Below are 18459 nucleotides of genomic sequence, written 5' to 3' on the forward strand. Positions count from 1 at the left end.
GGTCAGCGCTCCTCGGATCGGTCGGGTGTCCCGGGGTCGTCGAGCTCGCCCCGCAGTTCGGGGCCGTGCCCGTCCAGGGCCGGTGCCTGCGCGGACCGGCCGGACCCGCTGCGCGAGAAGCGGACCGACGACCGCGCCTGGCGCACCGTCCCCAGCTGCGGGTGCTCGCTGCGCGGGAGGAAGTCGACGGCGCCCAGGTGCGGGTCGGTGAACAGGTCCGGGACGCCGTTCACCGGCATGATCGGTACCTTCGCCCGGCTGACCAGGTCGAGCGCCTCGGCCGTGGTGAGCGCGGCGAGCTCGCCGTCGAGCCACTCGTAGAGCTCGTCGATGTGGCGGCTGCGCGCGGCGATCGTGGCGAACCGCGGGTCCGCGGCGCGGTCACCGGCGTCGAGCACCTCGAACAGCGCCCGCCAGTGCGCGTCGGTGTAGGGCAGCACGCCGACCAGACCGTCCCGGGTCCGGTACGGCCGCCGGAACGGCGAGTCGGTCCGGGCGTAGCCGGCGGGCCCGCGGGGCGGGTCGAACACGTAGCCGCCCTGCTGCTCGACCAGCAGGAACTGGACCATCGTCTCGAACATGGGGACCTCGATGGCCTGCCCGCGCCCGGATCCGGCGCGTTCCACCAGCGCGGCGCAGATCGCCCCCATCGCCAGCATCCCGGTGACCTTGTCCGCGACCGGGCTGCGGACGAACTGCGGATCGCCCCGGCCGGTCTGGTTCGCGGCCAGCCCGGAGACGGCCTGGATGACGTCGTCGTAGGCGGGCTCGGAGCCGTACGGCCCGCCCGCGCCGTAGCCACGCATCGCGCAGACGATCACCGACGGGTTGACCGCGCGCAGGGTCTCGTAGTCGATGCCGAGCCGCGCGTCCGAGCCGGCCGGCCGGTTGTGCGCGACGACGTCGGCCCGCTCGACCAGGCGCCGCAGCCGCGCGCGGTCCGCGTCGTCGGCGAGGTCGAGGACGACGCTCTCCTTGCCGATGTTGGCGTTCAGGAAGATCGGGCCCAAACCGTGCCCGCCGGTGTCGCCGACACCGCGCAGGATGTCCCCGCCGGGCGGCTCCACCTTGATCACCCGGGCCCCGAACTGGGCCAGGATCAGGGTGCAGAACGGGCCCATGAACGTCGAGGTGAGGTCGACGACGGTGACGCCGTCCAGCGGGCCGCCGGCACCACCGGGTGCGCCGGCGGGGTCCGATGTGGTCACGTTCGGTTCTCCGTCCCCGGACGCCGTGGTCCGTTCGGATGGAGCGAACCTATCCAGATGGGATGCGGATCTCAAGATGGTAGTGCCGTCCCATCGCCGTGGGACGGCACCGGGATCACGCTGGCGGGGTGTGCGCGGCCACCTCGGGCGGAGGGTGCGGGTACCGGCTGAGGGCGACCGCGCACAGCTGCCCGGTGCAGCCCTGGGCCAGGCTGGACGACCCGTGGTCGCGGGTGAGCGCGTTCGGGTTGCCGTGTGCGCACAGCCCGTCGTCGCCGCGGTCCGGCCGCTCCGGGTCGGGCACCGGGTCCCACCACGCCCCGGTCGGCAGCTGCAGCACGCCGGGCCTGATGTCGTCGGAGAGCCGGGCCGCGGCCAGGGCTGCGCCCCGGTCGTTGTGCAACCGCACGACCTCGCCGTCGGTGATGCCGAGCGCGGCCGCGTCGTCCGGGTGGATCCGGACGACCTCGCGCCCGGAGCGCTTCGCGCCGAGGCTGTGCGCACCGAAGTCCAGCTGGGAGTGCAGCCGGGTCGCGGGCTGGTTCGACACCAGCCAGAACGGGTGCCGACCGTCCGGGGCCTCGGCCGGCTCCAGCCACGCCGGGTGCCCGGGACAGTCGGCGTCGCCGTGCCCGGCGATCGTCGCCGAGCCGACCTCGATCCGGCCCGACGGCGTGGGCAGCGGGTTCGCGGCGGGGTCGGCGCGGAACCGGGCGAGCACCCCGCCGTCGTCGCGGCGCTGCGGCAGCTCCAGCTCGCCGCGCTCCCAGAACTCCTCGAAGTCGGGGGCGGGCTCGCCGCGGTCGGCGAGCGCCTTGCGGGTGCGGTCGTACATGTGCACCAGCCACTCGTACGACGACCGGCCCTCGGTGAACGCCGCGCCGTGCCCGAGCCGGTGCGCCAGCTCGGCCAGCACGTCGTAGTCGTCGCGGGCCTCATCCGGCACCGGGACGAGCTGCTTCATCGCCACCACCAGCGGGTCCGAGCTCGTGGCCCCGATGTCGTCCCGTTCGATGGTCATCGTCGAGGGCAGCACGACGTCGGCGTGCCGGGCGGTCGCCGTCCACGCCGGATCGTGCACGACGAAGGTGTCGAGCTCGGCGACCGCGCGGCGCAGCCGGCGCAGGTCCTGGTGGTGGTGGAACGGGTTGCCGCCGGCCCACCAGGCCATCCGGACGTGCGGGTAGCGGCGCTCGGCGCCGTCGTAGGCGTAGGGCTCCCCCGGGTGCAGCAGCATGTCGGCGACCCGGGCCACCGGGATGAACGAGTTCACCGGGTTCGGCACCCGGGAGAACGTCGGCACCGGCACCGCGACGCCCGGGCGACCGTAGTGCCCCAGCGAGCCGAGGCCGTAGTTGAAGCCGCCGCCGGGCAGCCCGACCTGCCCGAGCACCGACGCCAGCGCCGCTCCGCCCCACACCGGCTGCTCACCGTGTTCCGCGCGCTGCAGCGACTGGGCCACGGTGACCAGGGTGCGACCGTAGGCGATCCGCCAGGCCAGCTCGCGGATCGTGCCCGCGTCCACCCCGGTGATCGCCGCCGCCCAGTCGGCGTCCTTGACCGGTGCGGCGAACAGGTACTCCCGCAGCCGCTCCCAGCCGGCGCAGTGCGAGGCGAGGAACTCGGCGTCGTGCCGCCCCTCGGCGACGACGGTGTGCATCAGCGCGAGCATCAGCGCCACGTCGGTGCCCGGCCGGATCGGCACCCAGGTGGCGTCGACCTCCTCCGGCAGATCCGGGCGCAGCGGGCTGACCAGGATGAACACCGCGCCGCGGTCCCGGGCGGCCCGCATAGCGCCGCGCTCGACGTGCCGGCTGACCCCGCCCGCGGCGATCGCCGAGTTCTTCAGTGCCATCCCGCCGAACGCCAGCACGGTGTCGGTGTGCCCGGCCACCTGGTCCCAGGTGACCGCGTACCGGGTGACGGCGTCGAACCCACCCAGGATCTGCGGGAGGAGGACCTCGGCGGCGCCGCCGGAGTAGCTGTTGACCGAACGGGTGTAGCCGCCGGTGACGGCGAGGAAGCGGTGCAGCTGGCCCTGGGCGTGGTGGAACCGCCCGGCCGAGGCCCAGCCGTAGGACCCGCCGTAGACCGCGGCGTCGCCGTGGGTCGTCCGGACCCGGTGGGTCTCCGCGGCCAGCCGGTCCAGCACGGCGTCCCAGGAGACGGTCAGGTAGCCGTCCCGGCCGCGGGCCGGGTCCCGGCCCGGCCCGCGTTCCCACCAGCCGCGGCGCACCGCCGGCGCGGTCACCCGGGCCGGGTGACCGACCGCGGACGGCATGTTGTCCAGCACCGGCGACGGGTCCGGATCCCCCGGGTGCGGGCGGACGCGCAACCGCCGGCCGTCGTAGCGGCCGCGGAACACACCCCAGTGGGCGCTGTGGGTCAACTCGGTCTCGGTCACCGATCTCCACGGTAGGCGCAGCGGGAGGCACCCGGAAGGGATTGCGCCTGCGGCTGTCCGGGAACGCGTGGGCCGTGACGACCTCCGCAGAACTGCTGACCGACCACTTCGGGCGGGTGCGCGAACTGGTGCACGACGTCCTCGACGGACTCGGCGAGCCCGACCTCGCCCAGCGCCCGGGCAGCGTCTCGGGCGACCCCGGCAACCCGATCGGCTGGCTGGTCTGGCACCTGACCCGGGTGCAGGACGATCACATCGCCGAGGCGTTCGACACCGAGCAGGTCTGGACGTCCGAGGGCTGGGCGGAGCGGGCCGGGCTGGACCTCGAGCCGGCCGACACCGGGTTCGGGCACACCTCGGCGCAGGTCGACGCGATCCGCGTGCCCGCCGGCCTGCTCGCCGCCTACCACGACGCCGTGCACGAGCGGACCGTCTCGCTGCTCACCGACCTCACCGACCACGACCTGTCCCGGATCCTGCCGCCCACCCACGGCGCGAACGTGAGCCTCGGTGAGCGGCTGGTCAGCGTGCTCGGCGATGAGCTCCAGCACGCCGGGCAGGCCGCGTACCTGCGGGGGCTGTTCGGGCGCTGAGCCCCGAGCGCTCCGGCGTCGGCTGCCGGAGCTGCTCGCCGGTGCCGCACCTAGGCTGGCGGCGATGCCCGCCCACGTCCCCGACCTCACCGCGCTGACCCTGCTCGTCGCGGTGGCCCGCACGACCAGCCTGGCCGAGGCCGCCCGCGAGCTCGACCTGTCCGTCCAGGCCGCATCGGCCCGCATCCGGTCGGTGGAACGCCGCCTCGGTGCCCCGGTCCTGCAGCGGGGCCGGCAGGGCCGCCGGTCCAGCCGGCTCACCGCCCGGGGCGCGCTGCTGGTCGAGTGGGCGGGCCCGGTGCTCGACGCGGCCCGCGACCTGGACGCCGCCGTGACCGCGCTGCGCCCGCCGCAGCCGGACGCCGACCCGGTCGTCCTCGCGGTGGCCCCCACGGTCGCCGAGCACCTCCTGCCGGGCTGGCTGGTGCACCTGCGGGCGGGCCCCGGCGGCGAGGTCGCGCTGCTCGGGGGCGACGCCACCCTCGACGACCCGGCCGGCGACCCGGCCGGCGCCGTCCGCGACGGTGCGGCGGCGGTCGGTGTCGTCGAGACCGGGACGGCACTGGCGGGACTGCACGCGACCACGGTGGCCACCGACGACCTGGTGCTCGTCGTATCGCCCGGGCACCCGTGGGCCGGCGGTCCGGGCGTGGACGCGGCCGAGCTCGCCGCGACGCCGCAGATCACCCGCCGCCCGGGCGGGGGCGCGCGGGGGGCTCTGGCCGACGCGCTGGCCGAGGCGGTCCCGGGCGTGGCCCCGGCCGCGCCCGTCTGCGAGCTCGCCACCGACGCCGCGGTCCGGGCCGCGGTGCGCGCCGACGCCGGTCCGGCGGTGTTGCCGCGCCTCGCGGTGGCCGCGGACCTGGCCACCGGGGCGCTGACCGAGGTGGCGGTGCACGGCCTGCAGACCCGGCGCGAGTTCCGCGCGGTGTGGCCGGAGGGCACCTCGCTCCGCGGTACCGCCCGCGACCTGCTCCGGATCGCCACCGGCGGCCGGCTCCGCTGACGCCGCTGCGGGGGCCGGCGCGGTGCCCGGCGAGCCGCTCAGGAGACGAGCACAACCAGCCCGTAGCCGGCCGCCGCGGCCACCGTCCCGGCGGCGACGCTCGCGGCGGCGTAGCCGGTCGCCAGGGCCACCCGGCCCCGCTCGACGAGTGCCAGCACCTCCCACCCGAACGTCGAGTAGGTGCTCAGCGCCCCACAGAAACCGGTACCGAGCAACGCGGCAAGGCCCGGGCCGAGCCGGGGCGTCGCCGCGACCACCGCGCCCAGCAGGGCCGACCCGGCCACGTTCACCAGCCAGGTCCCCCACGGGAACGCGGCGGACGTCCGCGCCCGCACCGCGGAGTCGGCCAGGTAGCGCAGCGACGCACCGACCGCCGCCCCGACGGCCACCAGCAGCGCGGTCACCGGACCGCGCCCCGGGTCAGCGCGCGGGTGCCGGCCGCACCCGCGGCGGTGGCCGCGACCGCGACCAGCGGGGTGGCGACCATCAGGGCCAGCGCGGCCGGGACGCCCAGCGGGGAGGCGACGACGTCGACGGCGTAGGTGGAGAACGTGGTGTACCCACCCAGCACGCCGACGCCGAGCGCCGGACGCACCAGCGGGTGTACCCGGAACCGCTCGACGACCAGCACCATCAGCACCCCCATCAGCAGGCAGCCGGTCACGTTGACGACCAGCGTGGTCCAGGGGGCGGCCGGGCCGAGGAGACCGAGCCCGTACCGGGCCTCGGCGCCGAGTACCCCGCCGGCGGCCACGGCCGCCGTCCTCGCCGGGCGTCCCGGCTCGCTCACCCGGCCGCCCGGGCGACCGGCGGCGATGTCGCGGCCCGGGCCGCCCGCCGGGCGGTGGGCCAGCCGATCGCGGCGGCCAGCAAGCAGGCCAGCGCGCCGAGCACCAGCCCGGCGCGGCCGCCGTACTGCTCGCTGACCCAACCCGCGATCGGGCCGCCGATCGGCGTCGACCCGAGGAACGCGACCGACCACAGCGCCATCACCCGGCCCCGCATGTGCGACGCCGAGGCCAGCTGCAGCGTGCTGTTCCCGCCCGCCATGAACGCGACGCTGGCCATACCGACCAGCGCCATCGCGACCAGAGCGACCCACAGCGCCGGCGCGACGGCGGCCAGCGCGAGCACCGCGCCGAACGCGAGTGCCGTGTGCACCAGCGAGGCCGGTCCGGTGCGCCCGCGGGCGGCGACGGCCAGCCCGCCGACGACCGCGCCGACGCCCATCGCCCCGGTGAGGTAGCCGTAGGTGCTCGCGTTCCCGCCGAAGGTCTGCGAGGCCACCACCGGCAGCACGACCGGGAACTCGTAGGCCAGGCAGCCGATCAACGCCATCATCAGCAGCGGCACCCGGAGCTCCGGGTTGCCCCGCACGTAGGCCAGGCCCTCGCGCAGCTGGCCGGCTGCCCGCGGGGCGGGCTCGGCCGGGGTCAGCGCAGCGACGTCGAGGCGCCACAGCGACCACACGACGGCGACGAAGCTGACCGCGTTGAGCGCGAAGCAGACCCCGGTGCCGCCGGCCACGATCACCAGCCCGGCGATCGCCGGGCCGATCGCGCGCGCGGCGTTGACCAGCACCGAGTTGAGTGTGACGGCGTTGCGCAGGTCGTCGCGCCCGACCAGTTCCTGGACGAAGGCCTGCCGGGCCGGGTTCTCGAACGCCTTGTTCAACCCGAGCACCGCGGCCAGCAGGTACACGTGCCAGAGCGCGACCGTCCCGGTCAGGGTGAGCACAGCGAGTGCGAGCGCCTGCAGGCCCATCATCGTCTGCAGGCCGATCATCAGCCGCCGCCGGTCGAGCCGGTCCACCCACACCCCTGCGTACGGGCCCAGCAGCAGGGTGGGCAGGGTCTGGATCGCGACGACCGTGCCGAGCACGGCCGCCGACCCGGTCAGCTCGTAGACCAGCCAGGACTGTGCGATCGACTGCATCCAGGTGCCGATCAGCGAGATCGACTGGCCGCCGAACCAGAGCCGGTAGTTCCGCCCGGACAGCGCCGCGAAGGTGCGCCCGCCGAGCGCCCGCAGCGACTCCCGGGACCGGGCGGCGACGCTCACCGGGTACTGCCGTCCCGCAGCGACCCGGCCAGCGCCTCGAGCGCGGGCAGCGCGGCACGCAGCCCGTCCGCGTGCCCGCCGGGCAGCGCGTCGACGTGCTCGGCGAGCAGCCGGGTGCGCTCGTCCCGCTGGCGTGCGTGCTCGGCGACGCCGGCCTCGGTGGCCCGGACCCGCACGGCGCGGCCGTCGTCCGGGTCCGGGTCGCGGACCAGCAGCCCGGCCACCTCCAGCTTGCCCGCCATCCGGGACAGCATCGTCGGGTTCAGGCCCTCGATCGTCGCCAGCTCGCCCATCCCGATCGGGCCGTGCACGACGACCGTGCCCAGCGCCGACACCTGGGTGCGGGTCAGGTCGGCCCCGCGCGAGTGCCGGTCCAGGCCGCGGCCGATCCGGGCGAGCACCGTCCGCAGCCGGGCGATCTCGTCCCGGTCCAGTCCGCTCACGACGCCTCCCGCCGATTGATTGCCTGCCGGCAATCATATACCTCCGGCGGGCTCCGGTCGGGCCGGGCCGGTTCCCGGGCCGGCACCCGGTCCTCGGGCGCGCTCAGTCCCGGCCGGCTCCGTCGGTGCCGCCGCCGGCATCGCAGTCGGCATGACGGTCGGCGTCACTGTCGGCGTCATCGGCCGCGCGCAGCCGGGACGCGAGCCGCTGCAGGTCGTCGCGGAGCCGGCCGAGCTCGTCCATCTCCATGCCCGTCGCCTCGATCACCCGCTGCTGGGCGTGGGCGGCCTGCCCGCGCAACGCCTCGCCCTCGGCGGTGAGCGAGACCTGCACGGTGCGCTCGTCGTCCGGTCGGCGGGTGCGGGTGAGCAGGCCGCGGGACTCCAGGCGGGCCAGCATCGGCGAGAGCGTGCCGCTGTCGAGGAACATCCGCTCACCGAGCTCCCGCTGCGGCACCGTCGTCTCCGCCCAGAGCACGAGCAGCACGGCGTACTGGCTGTAGGTGAGGCCGACCGCGTCGAGCACCGGGCGGTAGCAGCCGGTCATGGCCCGGGAGGCCGAGTGCAGCGCGAAGCAGAGCTGCTCGTCGAGGGTCAGCGGCGCAACCGGTCCGGGCTGTTCCATCGGGTCAGGGTAGAACGCCGGGACCGGGGTGACACCAGTACCGCCCCGGTGCGGCGGCGGAATCCGGCGGGCCGGCGGGGCGTCGGCGGTGGACCGGGTGAGAATCGGGGTCCGCGGGCACCGGGCCCGCACCGGAGGTGGGAGATGGGCACGGCGGTGCGGGTCGTACGGACCGCGGCTCGGGTGCTGCTGGGCGGTTTCCTGGTGTTCGCGGGTGTCGCGCACTTCGCCGTCACCGACGAGTTCCTCGCCCAGGTCCCGCCCGTGCTGCCCGCGCCGGAGGCGGTCGTGCTGATCTCCGGGGTGGTCGAGATCGTCGCGGGCCTGGCGGTGCTGTGCGCCCCGCTCCGGCTGGGTGGCAGGAGCTGGAGGCCCGCGATCGGTGTCGGCGTCGCCGCGCTCTTCGTGCTGGTGTTCCCGGGGAACGTCTCCCAGTACCTGACCGGCGCGGACGGGTTCGGACTGGACACCGACGGCGCCCGCGCGACCCGGCTGCTGTTCCAGCCGCTGCTGGTCGCGTGGGCGCTGTGGGCGTGCTCGTCGTGGCCGCTGCTGCGCCGGTGCGTGGGGCTCAGCCCCGCTGGACGGTCCGGGCGAGGATCCCCAGGGTCGCCTTGAGCGCGGTGTCGGAGATCACCGGGAACAGCCCCCTCCCACGGTAGTCCGGGTGGATGTCCGACCAGTCGCACCAGGACGTCACCCGGGTGCCGTCGCTCAGGGGCTCCAGCCGGTAGCCGTAGACGTGGCCGATCGGCGGCTGCATGACGCCGTCGATCGACCAGGAGATCTCCCGGTCCGGCTGGTAGCTGCGGATGTGCACCGTGACGTCGTAGCGGCCCATCGGCCGGTCGCCCAGCGACTCCCGGTCCATGTGCACGACGAAGGTGTCCCCCGGCGCGGACACCGGCTCGCCCTCGGCCGACATGAGCATCCCGGAGCTGTCGATCGTCACGTGCCCGCGCGGATCCCGCAGCACCGCGAAGATCTCCTCCGGGGGCGCCTCGATCACCCGGGACGCCTCGATGCGCTCGTCTCCCATGAGGTGATCATGCCCGGTCGGGGCCGCGGAAGCACGCCCGGTTCAGGACGCCGGGCCGAGCGGGAACCGCAGGACGGCGCCGACGCCGTCGGTGAGCGACACGTCGTCGCCGGCGGCGGTCAGGACGACCGCGGCGTCGACCGCGGCGGCGGCCCGGACCAGGACGTCGGTGGCCGGTGCGGAACCGCGGGGCTCCAGGCCGAGCTGATCCAGCTCACCGCGCTGCACCGCGATCTCGGTCGGCTCGGACGCCAGCCACACCTCGGTGCCCGGCACCGCCGACGGGTCCACGACCAGGGTCTCGACGGCGTGCGCCCGGGTGGCCGCGACGACCGACTCCAGCCCGGTGACGGCGAGGCCGTCCGCCCGGCCGGACGCGGTCGCGTAGCTCGCCACCGCGGCCTCGCGGCGCTGCTCGCGCACGTCGTCGGCCGCCGCCCGCACGGTGTCGTCCACCTGCTCGGGCGCGGTGCCGCCGGTGTTCTCGATCTCGGCCATGATCTCCGCTGAACCGGATGCCAGCTCGTCCCGCAGCCGGGCCCGGGCCGGTGCCTCCCCCGCGACGACGAGCAGCCCGGCGTTGCCACCACGGACCAGCTTGTCCACCCGCTCCGCCACAGCCTGCGCGTTGCGCTTCCAGGTCTCCTCCACCCGGGCGTCGCCGCTGCCCTCGCCCGGGCCCGCGGTGTGCGCCTTGTGCACCGGGCCGGCGGCGTCCGAGGAGACGGTCTCCAGCGAGCCGTCGACGTCCCGGATCTCGGCACCGGTGTTGTCGATCGCGACGACCACGGTCAGCACCTCCTCGCCGACCGCGCCGAGTACCGGGAGCAGGTCCGGGACCGTGCCCCAGGCGGCCGTGCCCCGCTCCGGCGGGACCTCGACGTGCCGGTCGACCAGCAGCCCGTCGGGGCGCGCGACCAGGATCCGGCCCGCGGTGCCGTCCGGGGCGTTGCCGCCCTCCACGGCGTCGTCCAGGACGCCCAGGGTGGCCTCGTCGGCGCCGCCCTCGGCGAGCCGCTCACGCAGGTCCCGCCAGCGCAGCCGGTACTGCTCGGTGGCGTCGGCGGTGTCGTGCGTGGCGTCCATGACGACCGTCGCGAACGGCCCGTCGGCCTCGGTCAGTGGGCGGATCCAGTCGAGTCGCATCACCGGAGTCCTTCCCGCACACGACGGCCGCAAACACACCGGTGCGCCCGGCCCGGACGGCCTGCGGTCCCGGCGTTCTCGGCGGTCAGGAGGACCAGGCTTCGGCGGTGTCGACGAGTGCTGCGGTCACCGCCGGCGGCACCCTCCCGCCCGGACCGGTCCGCCGGTCGGCCGCCGACAGCGCACCGGTGACCCGCCCACCGGAGCGCAGCGGTACGGCGACCGCGACCGCCCCGGGCAGCAGCGCGCCGCTCTCGCCGCGTTCGTGACCCTCCTCCCGGATCCGGCGGCAGTCGTCGAGCAGCGCCGCCGCCGCGGCCGGGTCGACCTCGTGCGCGGCCAGCGCGATCCGCTTGCGCTCGGCCGTCGGCAGGTGCGCCAGCAGCACCCGGCCCGCGGCGGTGTCCGGCAGCGGTGCCCGCACCCGGGCGGACAGCGCGACGTCGAACGCCTCGTCGGCGCCCGCCCAGTCCAGGTAGACGGCGTCGTCGCCGACCCGGGCGGCGAGCAGCACCGGCAGCCCGACGATCCCGGACAGGTGAACCAGCGCGTCCGCCGGGACGGCCGGCACCGGCGGGGCCCCGGCGCGGGCGGCGAGCATCCACGGGGCCGGGCCGAGGGTGTAGCGGCGGTCCCGCTCGTCCAGGTAGCCGGTGGCCACCAGCCCGTCGACCAGCTTCTGCACCGACGACACCGGCGCCCGCACCGCCCGGGCCATGCCGGACAGCGTGCTGCCACCGGGACGCCGCGCAGCCGCCTCCAGCAGGCCAGCCACGCGGTCCACCGTGCGGTGATGCCTACGCATATCGGTAAGTCTAGCTCGCGGTGGGGCATGTCCTGAGCAATGCTGATGTTCTTCGATCAGGAACGGACGACGGAAGGGGACGTGCGGACGTGACTACTCCCGAACGGAGCGTCGGCGGGACGGGCCTCGGTGCCGGAGCGCTGGCCGGCCTGCGGGTGATCGATCTGGCGTCGGTCGTGATGGGGCCCTACGCCTGCCAGATCCTCGGCGACCTCGGTGCCGAGGTGATCAAGGTGGAGCCGCCGGCCGGGGACATGACCCGGCGCACCCGCCCGCAGCGGCACGACGGCATGGGCGCCCTGGCGCTGAACGTGAACCGCAACAAGCGCTCGCTGGCGCTGGACCTCAAGACCGACGGCGGCCGGGCCGTGCTCGACGACCTGCTGGCCGGAGCGGACGTGCTGGTCACGAACATGCGCCCGGCCGCGCTGCAGCGGCTCGGCCTGGACCCGGACTCGGTCGCCGAGCGGTTCCCGCGGCTGGTGCACTGCCGGGCGCAGGGCTTCCGCAGCGACTCCGCGCTCGCCGACCGCGCCGCCTACGACGAGATCGTGCAGGCGTCGTCCGGGATGGTCGACCTGATGCGCCGGGCCACCGGCACCCCCGCGTACGCGCCGACGATCCTCGCCGACAAGGTCTGCGCGCTGACCATCGTCTACTCGGTGCTCGCCGCGGTGATCCACCAACGGGCCACCGGGGAGGGCCAGCAGGTCGAGGTCCCGATGACCGACACCCTGCTGGCGTTCAACCTGGTGGAGCACCTGTCCGGCCACACGTTCGTGCCGGAGGAGGGACCGACCGGCTTCAACCGGTCGATGGCCGAGAACCACCGGGCCGTCGCGACCGCGGACGGCTGGGCCTGCATCCTGCCCTACACCCCGGCGACCATCGCCGACTTCTTCCGCGCGGGAGGCCGTGAGGACCTCGCGGCCGACGAGCGGTTCGCCGACTCCGCGTCGCTGGCCGCGCACCAGCCCGACCTGTACGCGCTGGTCGCGGAGCTGGCCCCGTCCCGGACGACCGACGACTGGGCCCGGTTGTGCGCGGAGCACTCGATCCCGTTCGCCCCGGTACTGGCGGTGGACGACGCCGAGAGCGACCCCTACGTCCGCGACGGCGACCTGCTCGCCGAGACCGAGCACCCGACCGAGGGCCGGTACCGCTCGATCGGCTCGCCGGTCCGGTTCTCCGGGACCCCGGCCGGCCTGCGCTCGCACGCCCCGCGGCTGGGGGCGGACGGCACCGACGTGCTGCGCGAGCTGGGCCGGTCCGAGGACGAGATCGCGGCGCTCGTCGACGCGGGTGTGGTGGTGTCGTCGTGAACGCCGCCGAGAACACCCTCGCCCCGCTGCCCGCTGATCTCTACGGATACGTCGACCTGCTCGACGACGCCGACCGTGCGGTCCTCGCCCGGGTCCGGGAGTTCGCCGAGCAGCAGATCGCCCCGATCGCCGACGAGTGCTGGGACCGCGCCGAGTTCCCGCACCAGCTGATCCCCAACTTCGCCGGGCTCGACGTCGTCGGACTGGCCCGGGACTGGCCGGACCGGCCGGCCCGGTCCCGCCTGCTGACCAGCTTCGTCTCGATGGAGCTGTCCCGGATCGACCCGTCGATGGCCACGTTCTTCGGCGTGCACGCCGGGCTGGCGCTGTCCTCGATCGACCTGTGCGGGTCCGACGAGCAGAAGCAGCGCTGGCTGCCGGCGATGCGCCGGATGGAGAAGGTCGGCGCGTTCGCGCTGTCCGAGCCGCACGGCGGCTCGGACGTCGCCGGCGGGCTGGAGACCACCGTCCGCCGCGACGGCGACGACTGGGTCCTCGACGGCGCCAAGCGCTGGATCGGCAACGGCACCTTCGCCGATCTGGTCGTCGTCTGGGCCCGGGACACCGGCGACGACCAGGTGAAGGGCTTCGTCGTCGAGAAGGGCATGCCCGGGTTCACCGCGACCAAGATGGAGGGCAAGCTCGCGCTGCGCACCGTGCAGAACGCCGACCTGAGCTTCTCCGGTGTGCGGGTGCCCGAGGCGAACCGGCTGCCCGGCGCGGAGACGTTCAAGGACACGAACCGGGTGCTGCGGGTGACCCGGGGCGGGGTGGCCTGGAATGCCGTCGGCGCGATGGCCGGGGTGTACGAGCTGGCCCGCGACTACGCCGCCGAGCGTGTCCAGTTCGGCTCGCCGATCGCGTCGTACCAGCTGATCCAGGACCACCTGGTGTCGATCCTGGGCAACGTGACCGCCTCGCTCGGGATGGCCGTGAAGGTGGCGCAGATGCAGGACGCCGGCACCTTCCGCGACGAGCAGGCGGCGCTGGTGAAGCGGCAGGCCACGCTGATGCTGCGGGACTCCGTCGCCCGGGCCCGCGAGGTCTTCGGCGGGAACGGGGTCCTGCTGGAGAACAAGGTCGGCCGCTTCTTCAACGACGCCGAGGCGCTCTACTCCTACGAGGGCACCAAGGAGATCAACACCCTGGTCGTGGGGCGGGCGATCACCGGGGTCGGTGCGTTCGTCGGGCACGCCCCGGCGAAGCGCTGATACCCGCAGGCCCGCGTTTTCCATGATCTCCGTGGTGGACCCGATCATGCGCGCCCACCGGTTCGGGACGACACGGCGTCGATCGCGCGACGCAGGGCGGCCAGGCCGGGCCGGGACGGGTCGTTCTCCGGCAGCGCGTCGAGGTGGGCGTCGACGAACTCCCGGTAGAGCCCGGCCAGCTGCGCCGACAGCAGGTCGACAGCGACGGTCCGGTCGCCGAGACCCTCGGTCCGCCAGGCCTGTGCCGCGGTGACCAGCTCCCGGTGCGCGCCACCGGCGGTGGCGTAGGACGCCGCGGCGGCGGCGTTGCGCCCGATCTCCCCGGTGCGCAGGGTGTGCAGGAACCGGACCGGGAACAGCACCGTCTTGGTCACCGGGCGCGGGCCGCCGCGCAGCAACGCCACCGGGTCCGCGATCCCGGCGAACCACGCGTCGTCGAAGCGCTCGACGGCGAACGCCGCCGCCTCGGCGACCATCGTCTCGCGGCCCGGCCGGGCGGCGCCGTCCCGGACGTCCATGCCGTGCCGCAGCACCCCGGAGTCGATCAAGTCGAGCCGGTCCACCGCGGGGAGCCGGGCCGGCGCCGCACCGGGTCCGTGACGCACCGCGTCCGAGTCGGCCCAGAACACCGACAGCCGCTCGGCCAGGACTCCCGGGGCGTTCAGCCGGGTCCGCTGCACGACGTCGTGCACCCGCCCGGCCGTGTCCTCCCCGGTCGTCCGCAACACCAGGGCCAGGTCCACGTCGCTGACCAGCGGCGCGAACCCGCCGTGCGCGAGGCTTCCCAGCGTCAGGACCGCCACCAGCCCGTCGCCGGACTCCGCGACCGCAGCGGCCGTGGCCGCCGCCAGGACCGCCTCCTCCGGGTCGTCGTCCATCGGAGGCAGCGTGACACGTCCACGGGCGGGTACCCGGTCGGTATGGGTGACTACGAGGACCGCGTGCTGCTGACGACCGGGCCGGACGCGGCGTTCACGTACCTGTCGGACGTGCAGAACCTGCCCGGGCACTTCGCCGCGCTGCGCGATGCCCGGCTGGTGGCCGCGGACCGGGTGGAGGTCACCGCCGATGTCGGCGACGAGACCGTCGAGGGTGAGGCGTGGCTGCACGTCGACTCCGGCAACCGCCGGATGGTCTGGGGCGCGCCGGGACCGCAGGACTACCGCGGCGAGCTGACCGTCCACGACGCCGGACCGGGCTCGGAGGTCGTCGTCCGGCTGCACACCGAGCAGGCCGAGGGGACCGACGTCCAGCAGGGGCTGCGGGAGTCGCTGAAGATGATCGGGGAGCAGCTCGGCGAACCCTGACGGCTCAGTTCGTTACTACGGCTACCCGGCCGGGTGTACCGCCCGCCCGCCGCCGGGGCCGCCGGGCGCGTAGCCGGCACCGTCCACCACTGGACCGTGGGCACGGCGCCGGACGAAGCGGACGATCTTGTCGTGCTGTACATCGGACCGGACGAGATCCCGGGCTCTGACGACCACGAGGGCTACGTCAGCGGGCGGACCCGCGGTGGCGGTGACACCGGCATCTGGACCGACGTCCGCGCCGGCCAGGACTACACCGCCTTCCGCGCCGCCTGCGAGTGCGGCTGGCGGGACGTCGACGTCCACGCCCCCGACCCGGACGGTTACCGGGGCGCGCTGGACTCGTTCGTGCACCGGCACTTCGCGCCGGTGAACGGACACGAGGGCCTCGACCCCGCCCGGGACTTCCTGCTCCCGTGGTGCACGCCGGCCCGCAGCTGACCCGCCCGCGCACACCCCGCCCGGTGCACGCCCGCGGTGATCCGGGCAGAATCGGGCTCCGGCAGGCCGCATCCGGCGGCCCGAGCGAGCACCCCCGGAGCCTCTTCCCATGACCCACGCGGCGAGTCCCGCCACGTCCTCCACCACCCCGATCGTCGTCGGCGTACGGGCACTGGCGGTCCTCACGGTGGCCAACCTGGCCTGGCAGTTCGTCACCGCCGCCGGGCTGTTCACCGGTGGTGGCGCCGGCGCCCACGGGACCGGCGCGATCGTGCTGCACGTCGTCACCGGGCTGCTGGCGCTGGCGCTGGTGGCGCACCGCCTGGTGGCCGGCGGGCCGGTCTGGCCCGCGGCGCTCGCCGTCGTCGTGTTCGGGCTGACCTTCCTCCAGGCGTCCTACGGCAGCATCCCCGGCCTGATCGTGCACCTGCCCGGCGCGCTGATCCTCACCACCGGGTCGGTGTGGCTGGCGGCGTGGTCGTTCCTGCGGCTGCGCTGAACGCTCTGCGACGGTCCGCGCGCGGGTCTTGACCGGCCCGCCGGAGCGGCGGACCGTCGATCCATGGCCGCACCGACGCAGCAGACCTCCGCCACCGACGCGATGCCGGCGTTCGAGCCGACCCAGGACGGCATCGCACTCCCGACGCCCCCGACGTTCGCCACCAGCGCCGAGGAGCGGCTGCACCGCAAGCAGCAGCTCGCCGGGGCGTTCCGGATCTTCGGCCGGTTCGGGTTCGGCGAGGGGGTCGCCGGCCACATCACGGTGCGCGACCCGGAGGACCCGGACATGTTCTGGGTGAACCCGTTCGGCATGTCGTTCCGGCACATCCGGGTCTCCGACCTGATCCTGGTCGACCACACCGGCGTCGTCCGGGAGGGGAACCGCCCGGTCAACCGGGCCGGTTTCGTGATCCACTCAGCGGTGCACGAGGCCCGCCCGGACGTGGTGGCCGCCTGCCACGCGCACTCGGTGCACGGCAAGGCGTGGTCGTCGCTGGGCCGGCCGCTCGACCCGATCACCCAGGATGCCTGCGCGCTCTACGGCAACCACACCGTCGTCACCGACGGGGCAGGCGCGGTCGTCCTGGACGCCGAGGCGGGCCGCGCGCTCGCGGCCGGGCTGGGCGGGCACCGGATGTGCTTCCACCGCAACCACGGGATCTTCACCGTGGGCGAGACGGTCGCCGAGGCGGCCTGGTGGTTCGTCAGCACCAAGCGCAACTGCCAGGCCGCGCTGCTGGCCGAGGCGGCCGGCACCCCGACGCTGATCGACCATGAGAACGCCGAGTTCACCCGGAAGCAGACCGGGTCCCCCTACTCCGGCTGGTTCGCCTTCCAGCCGCTGTGGGACGAGGTCGTGCGCACCGACCCGGACCTGTTCGACTGACGCCGAGCGGACTCGCCGGGCGCGTTCCCGCCACCGCCCATAGGCTCGCCCGGAGCCGGTGCGGGGTACATCCGCCTCGTCACCGGCACCGGATAGCTGTCCGGAATGTCCGGTAAGGTCGCGAGTCCCACGGGCCGGCGGGAGGTGTCACCGATGACCGTCGAGACGGATCGGGCCGGGTCCGCCCGGTCGGGTACCCCGCCCCCGGGTCCGTCCTGGCCGGACGAGATCCGCGCCCGGGTCCGGGTCCGGATCGACGACACCGTGCGGCGCCGGTGCGCCGAGCACGTGCACTCCATGGCCGGCGACGAGTTCGTCGCCGGGGTGCTCACCGACTTCGTCGGGCGGGGCAAGTACCTGCGCTCGATGTTCGGCTACCTCGGCTGGCGGGCCGCCGCCCCGGACTCCCCGGCCGCGCTGCACGCCGTCGCCGGGCTGGAGCTGCTGCACGCGTTCGCCCTGCTGCAGGACGACGTGATGGACGCCTCGCCGCTGCGCCGCGGCCGCCCCACGGTGCACGTCCAGCTGGCCGCCTGGCACCACGAGCAGGGTCTGTCCGGCTGCCCGGACAGGTTCGGCGAGTCCGGTGCGGTGCTGCTCGGCGACCTGTGCCTGGTCTGGGCCGAGCAGGCGATGCGGGAGAGCGGGCTGCCCGCGGCGGCCCTGGACCGCGGCTGGCCGCGCTACGACGCGATGCGGTCCGAGCTCGCCGTCGGCCAGTTCGCCGACCTGCTCAACGACGCCCGCCGCATCCCCTCGCTGGACGAGGTGATGGACGTCCTGCGCCGCAAGTCCGGGAACTACACGGTCCGCCGCCCGCTGGAGCTCGGCGCGGCGATGGCCGGCGCCGGCGACGAGCTGCTCGCCCTGCTCGGCGACTACGGGACCATGGTCGGCGAGGCCTTCCAGATGCGGGACGACGTGCTCGGCGTCCTCGGCACCGACGCCACCGGCAAGTCCGCCGGTGACGACCTCACCGAGCGGAAGGCGACCAGCCTCGTCGTCCTGGCCCGGGAGCTGGCCGGCACGGCCACCCGCGGGCGGCTCGACGCGCTGCTGCAGGGCGACCGGGACCAGCCGGTCGACGTCGCCGGCGCCCGGCTGCTGATCGAGTCCACCGGGGCCCCGCGCCGGATCGAGGAGCTGATCAGCACCCGGGTCCAGGGCGCCCTGCGGCTGGTGGACGGCGCGGTCGCCGACGGCAGGCTCGGTGAGGACGTCGCCGGGGTGCTGCGCGCGATGGCGGTCCGCTGCGCCGATCGGATCGCCTGACCCGGATGCCGGTCGACCATGCCGCGCGGCCGGGCCCGTCCGGCACCGGCGGCCGTCCTAGGTGTCGTGACTCGTCACGTTGTCGACGTGGGGAGCCGGCTGATCGGGGGTCGCCCGCCGAGCGCGGAGTGGGCTCGTTCAGTGTTGTAGTGGCGGGTCCAGTCGTCGAGGGCGGCGCGGCGTTCGGTG

General features: G+C 75.0%; 22 protein-coding genes. 10 read left to right on the forward strand and 12 right to left on the reverse strand.

Translation table 11 applies throughout. The annotated features are described in order from the left end of the window. Window positions 1-2: 2 nt before the first annotated feature. Both ACLFMI_RS10205 and ACLFMI_RS10210 read right to left on the reverse strand, forming a co-directional pair. A complete protein-coding gene (locus ACLFMI_RS10205) occupies window positions 3-1208 on the reverse strand; it encodes a CaiB/BaiF CoA transferase family protein (protein ID WP_410947519.1) in 1206 nt (401 codons plus the stop codon). A 115-nt stretch (window positions 1209-1323) separates the two neighbouring features. After that, window positions 1324-3612, reverse strand: coding sequence for a molybdopterin-dependent oxidoreductase (locus ACLFMI_RS10210; protein WP_410947520.1), 2289 nt, complete (start codon window positions 3610-3612; stop codon window positions 1324-1326). Window positions 3613-3686: 74 nt separating this feature from the next. On the opposite strand from ACLFMI_RS10210, the gene ACLFMI_RS10215 reads away from it, so the two are divergent. Both ACLFMI_RS10215 and ACLFMI_RS10220 read left to right on the forward strand, forming a co-directional pair. Next, on the forward strand, window positions 3687-4205 hold the full coding sequence (locus ACLFMI_RS10215; protein ID WP_410947521.1) for a mycothiol transferase: 519 nt from the start codon (window positions 3687-3689) through the stop codon (window positions 4203-4205). 64 nt (window positions 4206-4269) lie between these two features. After that, complete coding sequence (locus ACLFMI_RS10220; RefSeq protein WP_410947522.1) at window positions 4270-5211, forward strand: LysR family transcriptional regulator; 942 nt, start codon at window positions 4270-4272, stop codon at window positions 5209-5211. A 38-nt stretch (window positions 5212-5249) separates the two neighbouring features. On the opposite strand, the gene ACLFMI_RS10225 is transcribed toward ACLFMI_RS10220, so the two are convergent. The 5 genes from ACLFMI_RS10225 to ACLFMI_RS10245 all read right to left on the reverse strand — a co-directional run bounded on the left by ACLFMI_RS10225 (window position 5250) and on the right by ACLFMI_RS10245 (window position 8340). Continuing rightward, window positions 5250-5615, reverse strand: a complete 366-nt coding sequence (locus tag ACLFMI_RS10225) for a fluoride efflux transporter FluC (protein ID WP_410947523.1) — start codon at window positions 5613-5615, stop codon at window positions 5250-5252. Next, the gene (locus ACLFMI_RS10230; RefSeq protein WP_410947524.1) at window positions 5612-5965 is read right to left on the reverse strand and encodes a fluoride efflux transporter FluC; all 354 of its coding nucleotides are present in this window, start codon (window positions 5963-5965) and stop codon (window positions 5612-5614) included. Before ACLFMI_RS10230 ends, ACLFMI_RS10225 begins: the two co-directional genes overlap by 4 nt. Before the next feature lie 32 nt (window positions 5966-5997). After that, complete coding sequence (locus ACLFMI_RS10235; protein ID WP_410947525.1) at window positions 5998-7272, reverse strand: MFS transporter; 1275 nt, start codon at window positions 7270-7272, stop codon at window positions 5998-6000. Further along, window positions 7269-7715 carry a MarR family winged helix-turn-helix transcriptional regulator gene (locus tag ACLFMI_RS10240; RefSeq protein WP_410947526.1) on the reverse strand — a complete coding sequence of 149 codons (447 nt, stop codon included), beginning with the start codon at window positions 7713-7715 and terminating at the stop codon, window positions 7269-7271. The genes ACLFMI_RS10235 and ACLFMI_RS10240 overlap by 4 nt, the downstream gene beginning before the upstream one ends. 103 nt (window positions 7716-7818) lie before the next feature. Next, window positions 7819-8340 carry a MarR family winged helix-turn-helix transcriptional regulator gene (locus tag ACLFMI_RS10245; protein WP_410947527.1) on the reverse strand — a complete coding sequence of 174 codons (522 nt, stop codon included), beginning with the start codon at window positions 8338-8340 and terminating at the stop codon, window positions 7819-7821. Window positions 8341-8484: 144 nt separating this feature from the next. On the opposite strand from ACLFMI_RS10245, the gene ACLFMI_RS10250 reads away from it, so the two are divergent. Beyond that, window positions 8485-8958, forward strand: coding sequence for a DoxX family protein (locus ACLFMI_RS10250; protein WP_410947528.1), 474 nt, complete (start codon window positions 8485-8487; stop codon window positions 8956-8958). On the opposite strand, the gene ACLFMI_RS10255 is transcribed toward ACLFMI_RS10250, so the two are convergent. From ACLFMI_RS10255 to ACLFMI_RS10265, 3 genes are all read right to left on the reverse strand, one after another. Further along, the gene (locus ACLFMI_RS10255) at window positions 8912-9379 is read right to left on the reverse strand and encodes an SRPBCC family protein (RefSeq protein ID WP_410947529.1); all 468 of its coding nucleotides are present in this window, start codon (window positions 9377-9379) and stop codon (window positions 8912-8914) included. The genes ACLFMI_RS10250 and ACLFMI_RS10255 overlap by 47 nt on opposite strands. A 42-nt stretch (window positions 9380-9421) precedes the next feature. Next, window positions 9422-10525, reverse strand: a complete 1104-nt coding sequence (locus ACLFMI_RS10260; protein ID WP_410947530.1) for a baeRF2 domain-containing protein — start codon at window positions 10523-10525, stop codon at window positions 9422-9424. Between the two features lie 85 nt (window positions 10526-10610). Then, the gene (locus ACLFMI_RS10265; RefSeq protein ID WP_410947531.1) at window positions 10611-11300 is read right to left on the reverse strand and encodes an IclR family transcriptional regulator; all 690 of its coding nucleotides are present in this window, start codon (window positions 11298-11300) and stop codon (window positions 10611-10613) included. A 119-nt stretch (window positions 11301-11419) separates the two neighbouring features. Here ACLFMI_RS10265 and ACLFMI_RS10270 point away from each other — a divergent pair, with 119 nt between their 5' ends. Both ACLFMI_RS10270 and ACLFMI_RS10275 read left to right on the forward strand, forming a co-directional pair. Continuing rightward, window positions 11420-12652: a CaiB/BaiF CoA transferase family protein gene (locus tag ACLFMI_RS10270; protein ID WP_410947532.1), complete on the forward strand. Its 1233-nt coding sequence runs from the start codon at window positions 11420-11422 to the stop codon at window positions 12650-12652. Continuing rightward, window positions 12649-13863, forward strand: a complete 1215-nt coding sequence (locus tag ACLFMI_RS10275; RefSeq protein ID WP_410947533.1) for an acyl-CoA dehydrogenase family protein — start codon at window positions 12649-12651, stop codon at window positions 13861-13863. Before ACLFMI_RS10270 ends, ACLFMI_RS10275 begins: the two co-directional genes overlap by 4 nt. 44 nt (window positions 13864-13907) lie before the next feature. Here the strand turns inward: ACLFMI_RS10275 and ACLFMI_RS10280 are convergent, their stop codons facing one another. Beyond that, entirely contained in the window at window positions 13908-14741 is an 834-nt protein-coding gene (locus tag ACLFMI_RS10280; protein ID WP_410947534.1) for a hypothetical protein, read from the reverse strand. Window positions 14742-14783: 42 nt separating this feature from the next. Between ACLFMI_RS10280 and ACLFMI_RS10285 the strand changes: the two genes are divergently transcribed. The 5 genes from ACLFMI_RS10285 to ACLFMI_RS10305 all read left to right on the forward strand — a co-directional run bounded on the left by ACLFMI_RS10285 (window position 14784) and on the right by ACLFMI_RS10305 (window position 18270). Beyond that, the gene (locus ACLFMI_RS10285; RefSeq protein WP_410947535.1) at window positions 14784-15170 is read left to right on the forward strand and encodes an SRPBCC family protein; all 387 of its coding nucleotides are present in this window, start codon (window positions 14784-14786) and stop codon (window positions 15168-15170) included. Window positions 15171-15302: 132 nt separating this feature from the next. Next, window positions 15303-15611, forward strand: coding sequence for a hypothetical protein (locus ACLFMI_RS10290; protein ID WP_410947536.1), 309 nt, complete (start codon window positions 15303-15305; stop codon window positions 15609-15611). Window positions 15612-15720: 109 nt separating this feature from the next. Continuing rightward, on the forward strand, window positions 15721-16110 hold the full coding sequence (locus ACLFMI_RS10295; RefSeq protein ID WP_410947537.1) for a hypothetical protein: 390 nt from the start codon (window positions 15721-15723) through the stop codon (window positions 16108-16110). A 63-nt stretch (window positions 16111-16173) separates the two neighbouring features. Then, the gene (locus ACLFMI_RS10300) at window positions 16174-16998 is read left to right on the forward strand and encodes a class II aldolase/adducin family protein (protein ID WP_410947538.1); all 825 of its coding nucleotides are present in this window, start codon (window positions 16174-16176) and stop codon (window positions 16996-16998) included. A 153-nt stretch (window positions 16999-17151) separates the two neighbouring features. Continuing rightward, window positions 17152-18270 carry a polyprenyl synthetase family protein gene (locus ACLFMI_RS10305; RefSeq protein WP_410947539.1) on the forward strand — a complete coding sequence of 373 codons (1119 nt, stop codon included), beginning with the start codon at window positions 17152-17154 and terminating at the stop codon, window positions 18268-18270. 74 nt (window positions 18271-18344) lie between these two features. Here ACLFMI_RS10305 and ACLFMI_RS10310 read toward each other — a convergent pair. After that, the coding region (locus ACLFMI_RS10310) for an integrase core domain-containing protein (RefSeq protein ID WP_410947556.1) at window positions 18345-18459 on the reverse strand (115 nt) is incomplete at its 5' end.

The organism is Pseudonocardia nantongensis, from assembly GCF_046546495.1.
Taxonomy (GTDB): Bacteria; Actinomycetota; Actinomycetes; order Mycobacteriales; family Pseudonocardiaceae; genus Pseudonocardia; species Pseudonocardia nantongensis.

Bases quoted from the DNA above. Each gene is read 5' to 3' on its own strand.
- ACLFMI_RS10260 (WP_410947530.1), bottom strand. From the start codon at position 10,525: ATGCGACTCGACTGGATCCGCCCACTGACCGAGGCCGACGGGCCGTTC.
- ACLFMI_RS10220 (WP_410947522.1), top strand. From the start codon at position 4,270: ATGCCCGCCCACGTCCCCGACCTCACCGCGCTGACCCTGCTCGTCGCG.
- ACLFMI_RS10250 (WP_410947528.1), top strand. From the start codon at position 8,485: ATGGGCACGGCGGTGCGGGTCGTACGGACCGCGGCTCGGGTGCTGCTG.
- ACLFMI_RS10295 (WP_410947537.1), top strand. From the start codon at position 15,721: ATGACCCACGCGGCGAGTCCCGCCACGTCCTCCACCACCCCGATCGTC.
- ACLFMI_RS10245 (WP_410947527.1), bottom strand. From the start codon at position 8,340: ATGGAACAGCCCGGACCGGTTGCGCCGCTGACCCTCGACGAGCAGCTC.
- ACLFMI_RS10285 (WP_410947535.1), top strand. From the start codon at position 14,784: ATGGGTGACTACGAGGACCGCGTGCTGCTGACGACCGGGCCGGACGCG.
- ACLFMI_RS10300 (WP_410947538.1), top strand. From the start codon at position 16,174: ATGGCCGCACCGACGCAGCAGACCTCCGCCACCGACGCGATGCCGGCG.
- ACLFMI_RS10305 (WP_410947539.1), top strand. From the start codon at position 17,152: ATGACCGTCGAGACGGATCGGGCCGGGTCCGCCCGGTCGGGTACCCCG.
- ACLFMI_RS10280 (WP_410947534.1), bottom strand. From the start codon at position 14,741: ATGGACGACGACCCGGAGGAGGCGGTCCTGGCGGCGGCCACGGCCGCT.
- ACLFMI_RS10255 (WP_410947529.1), bottom strand. From the start codon at position 9,379: ATGGGAGACGAGCGCATCGAGGCGTCCCGGGTGATCGAGGCGCCCCCG.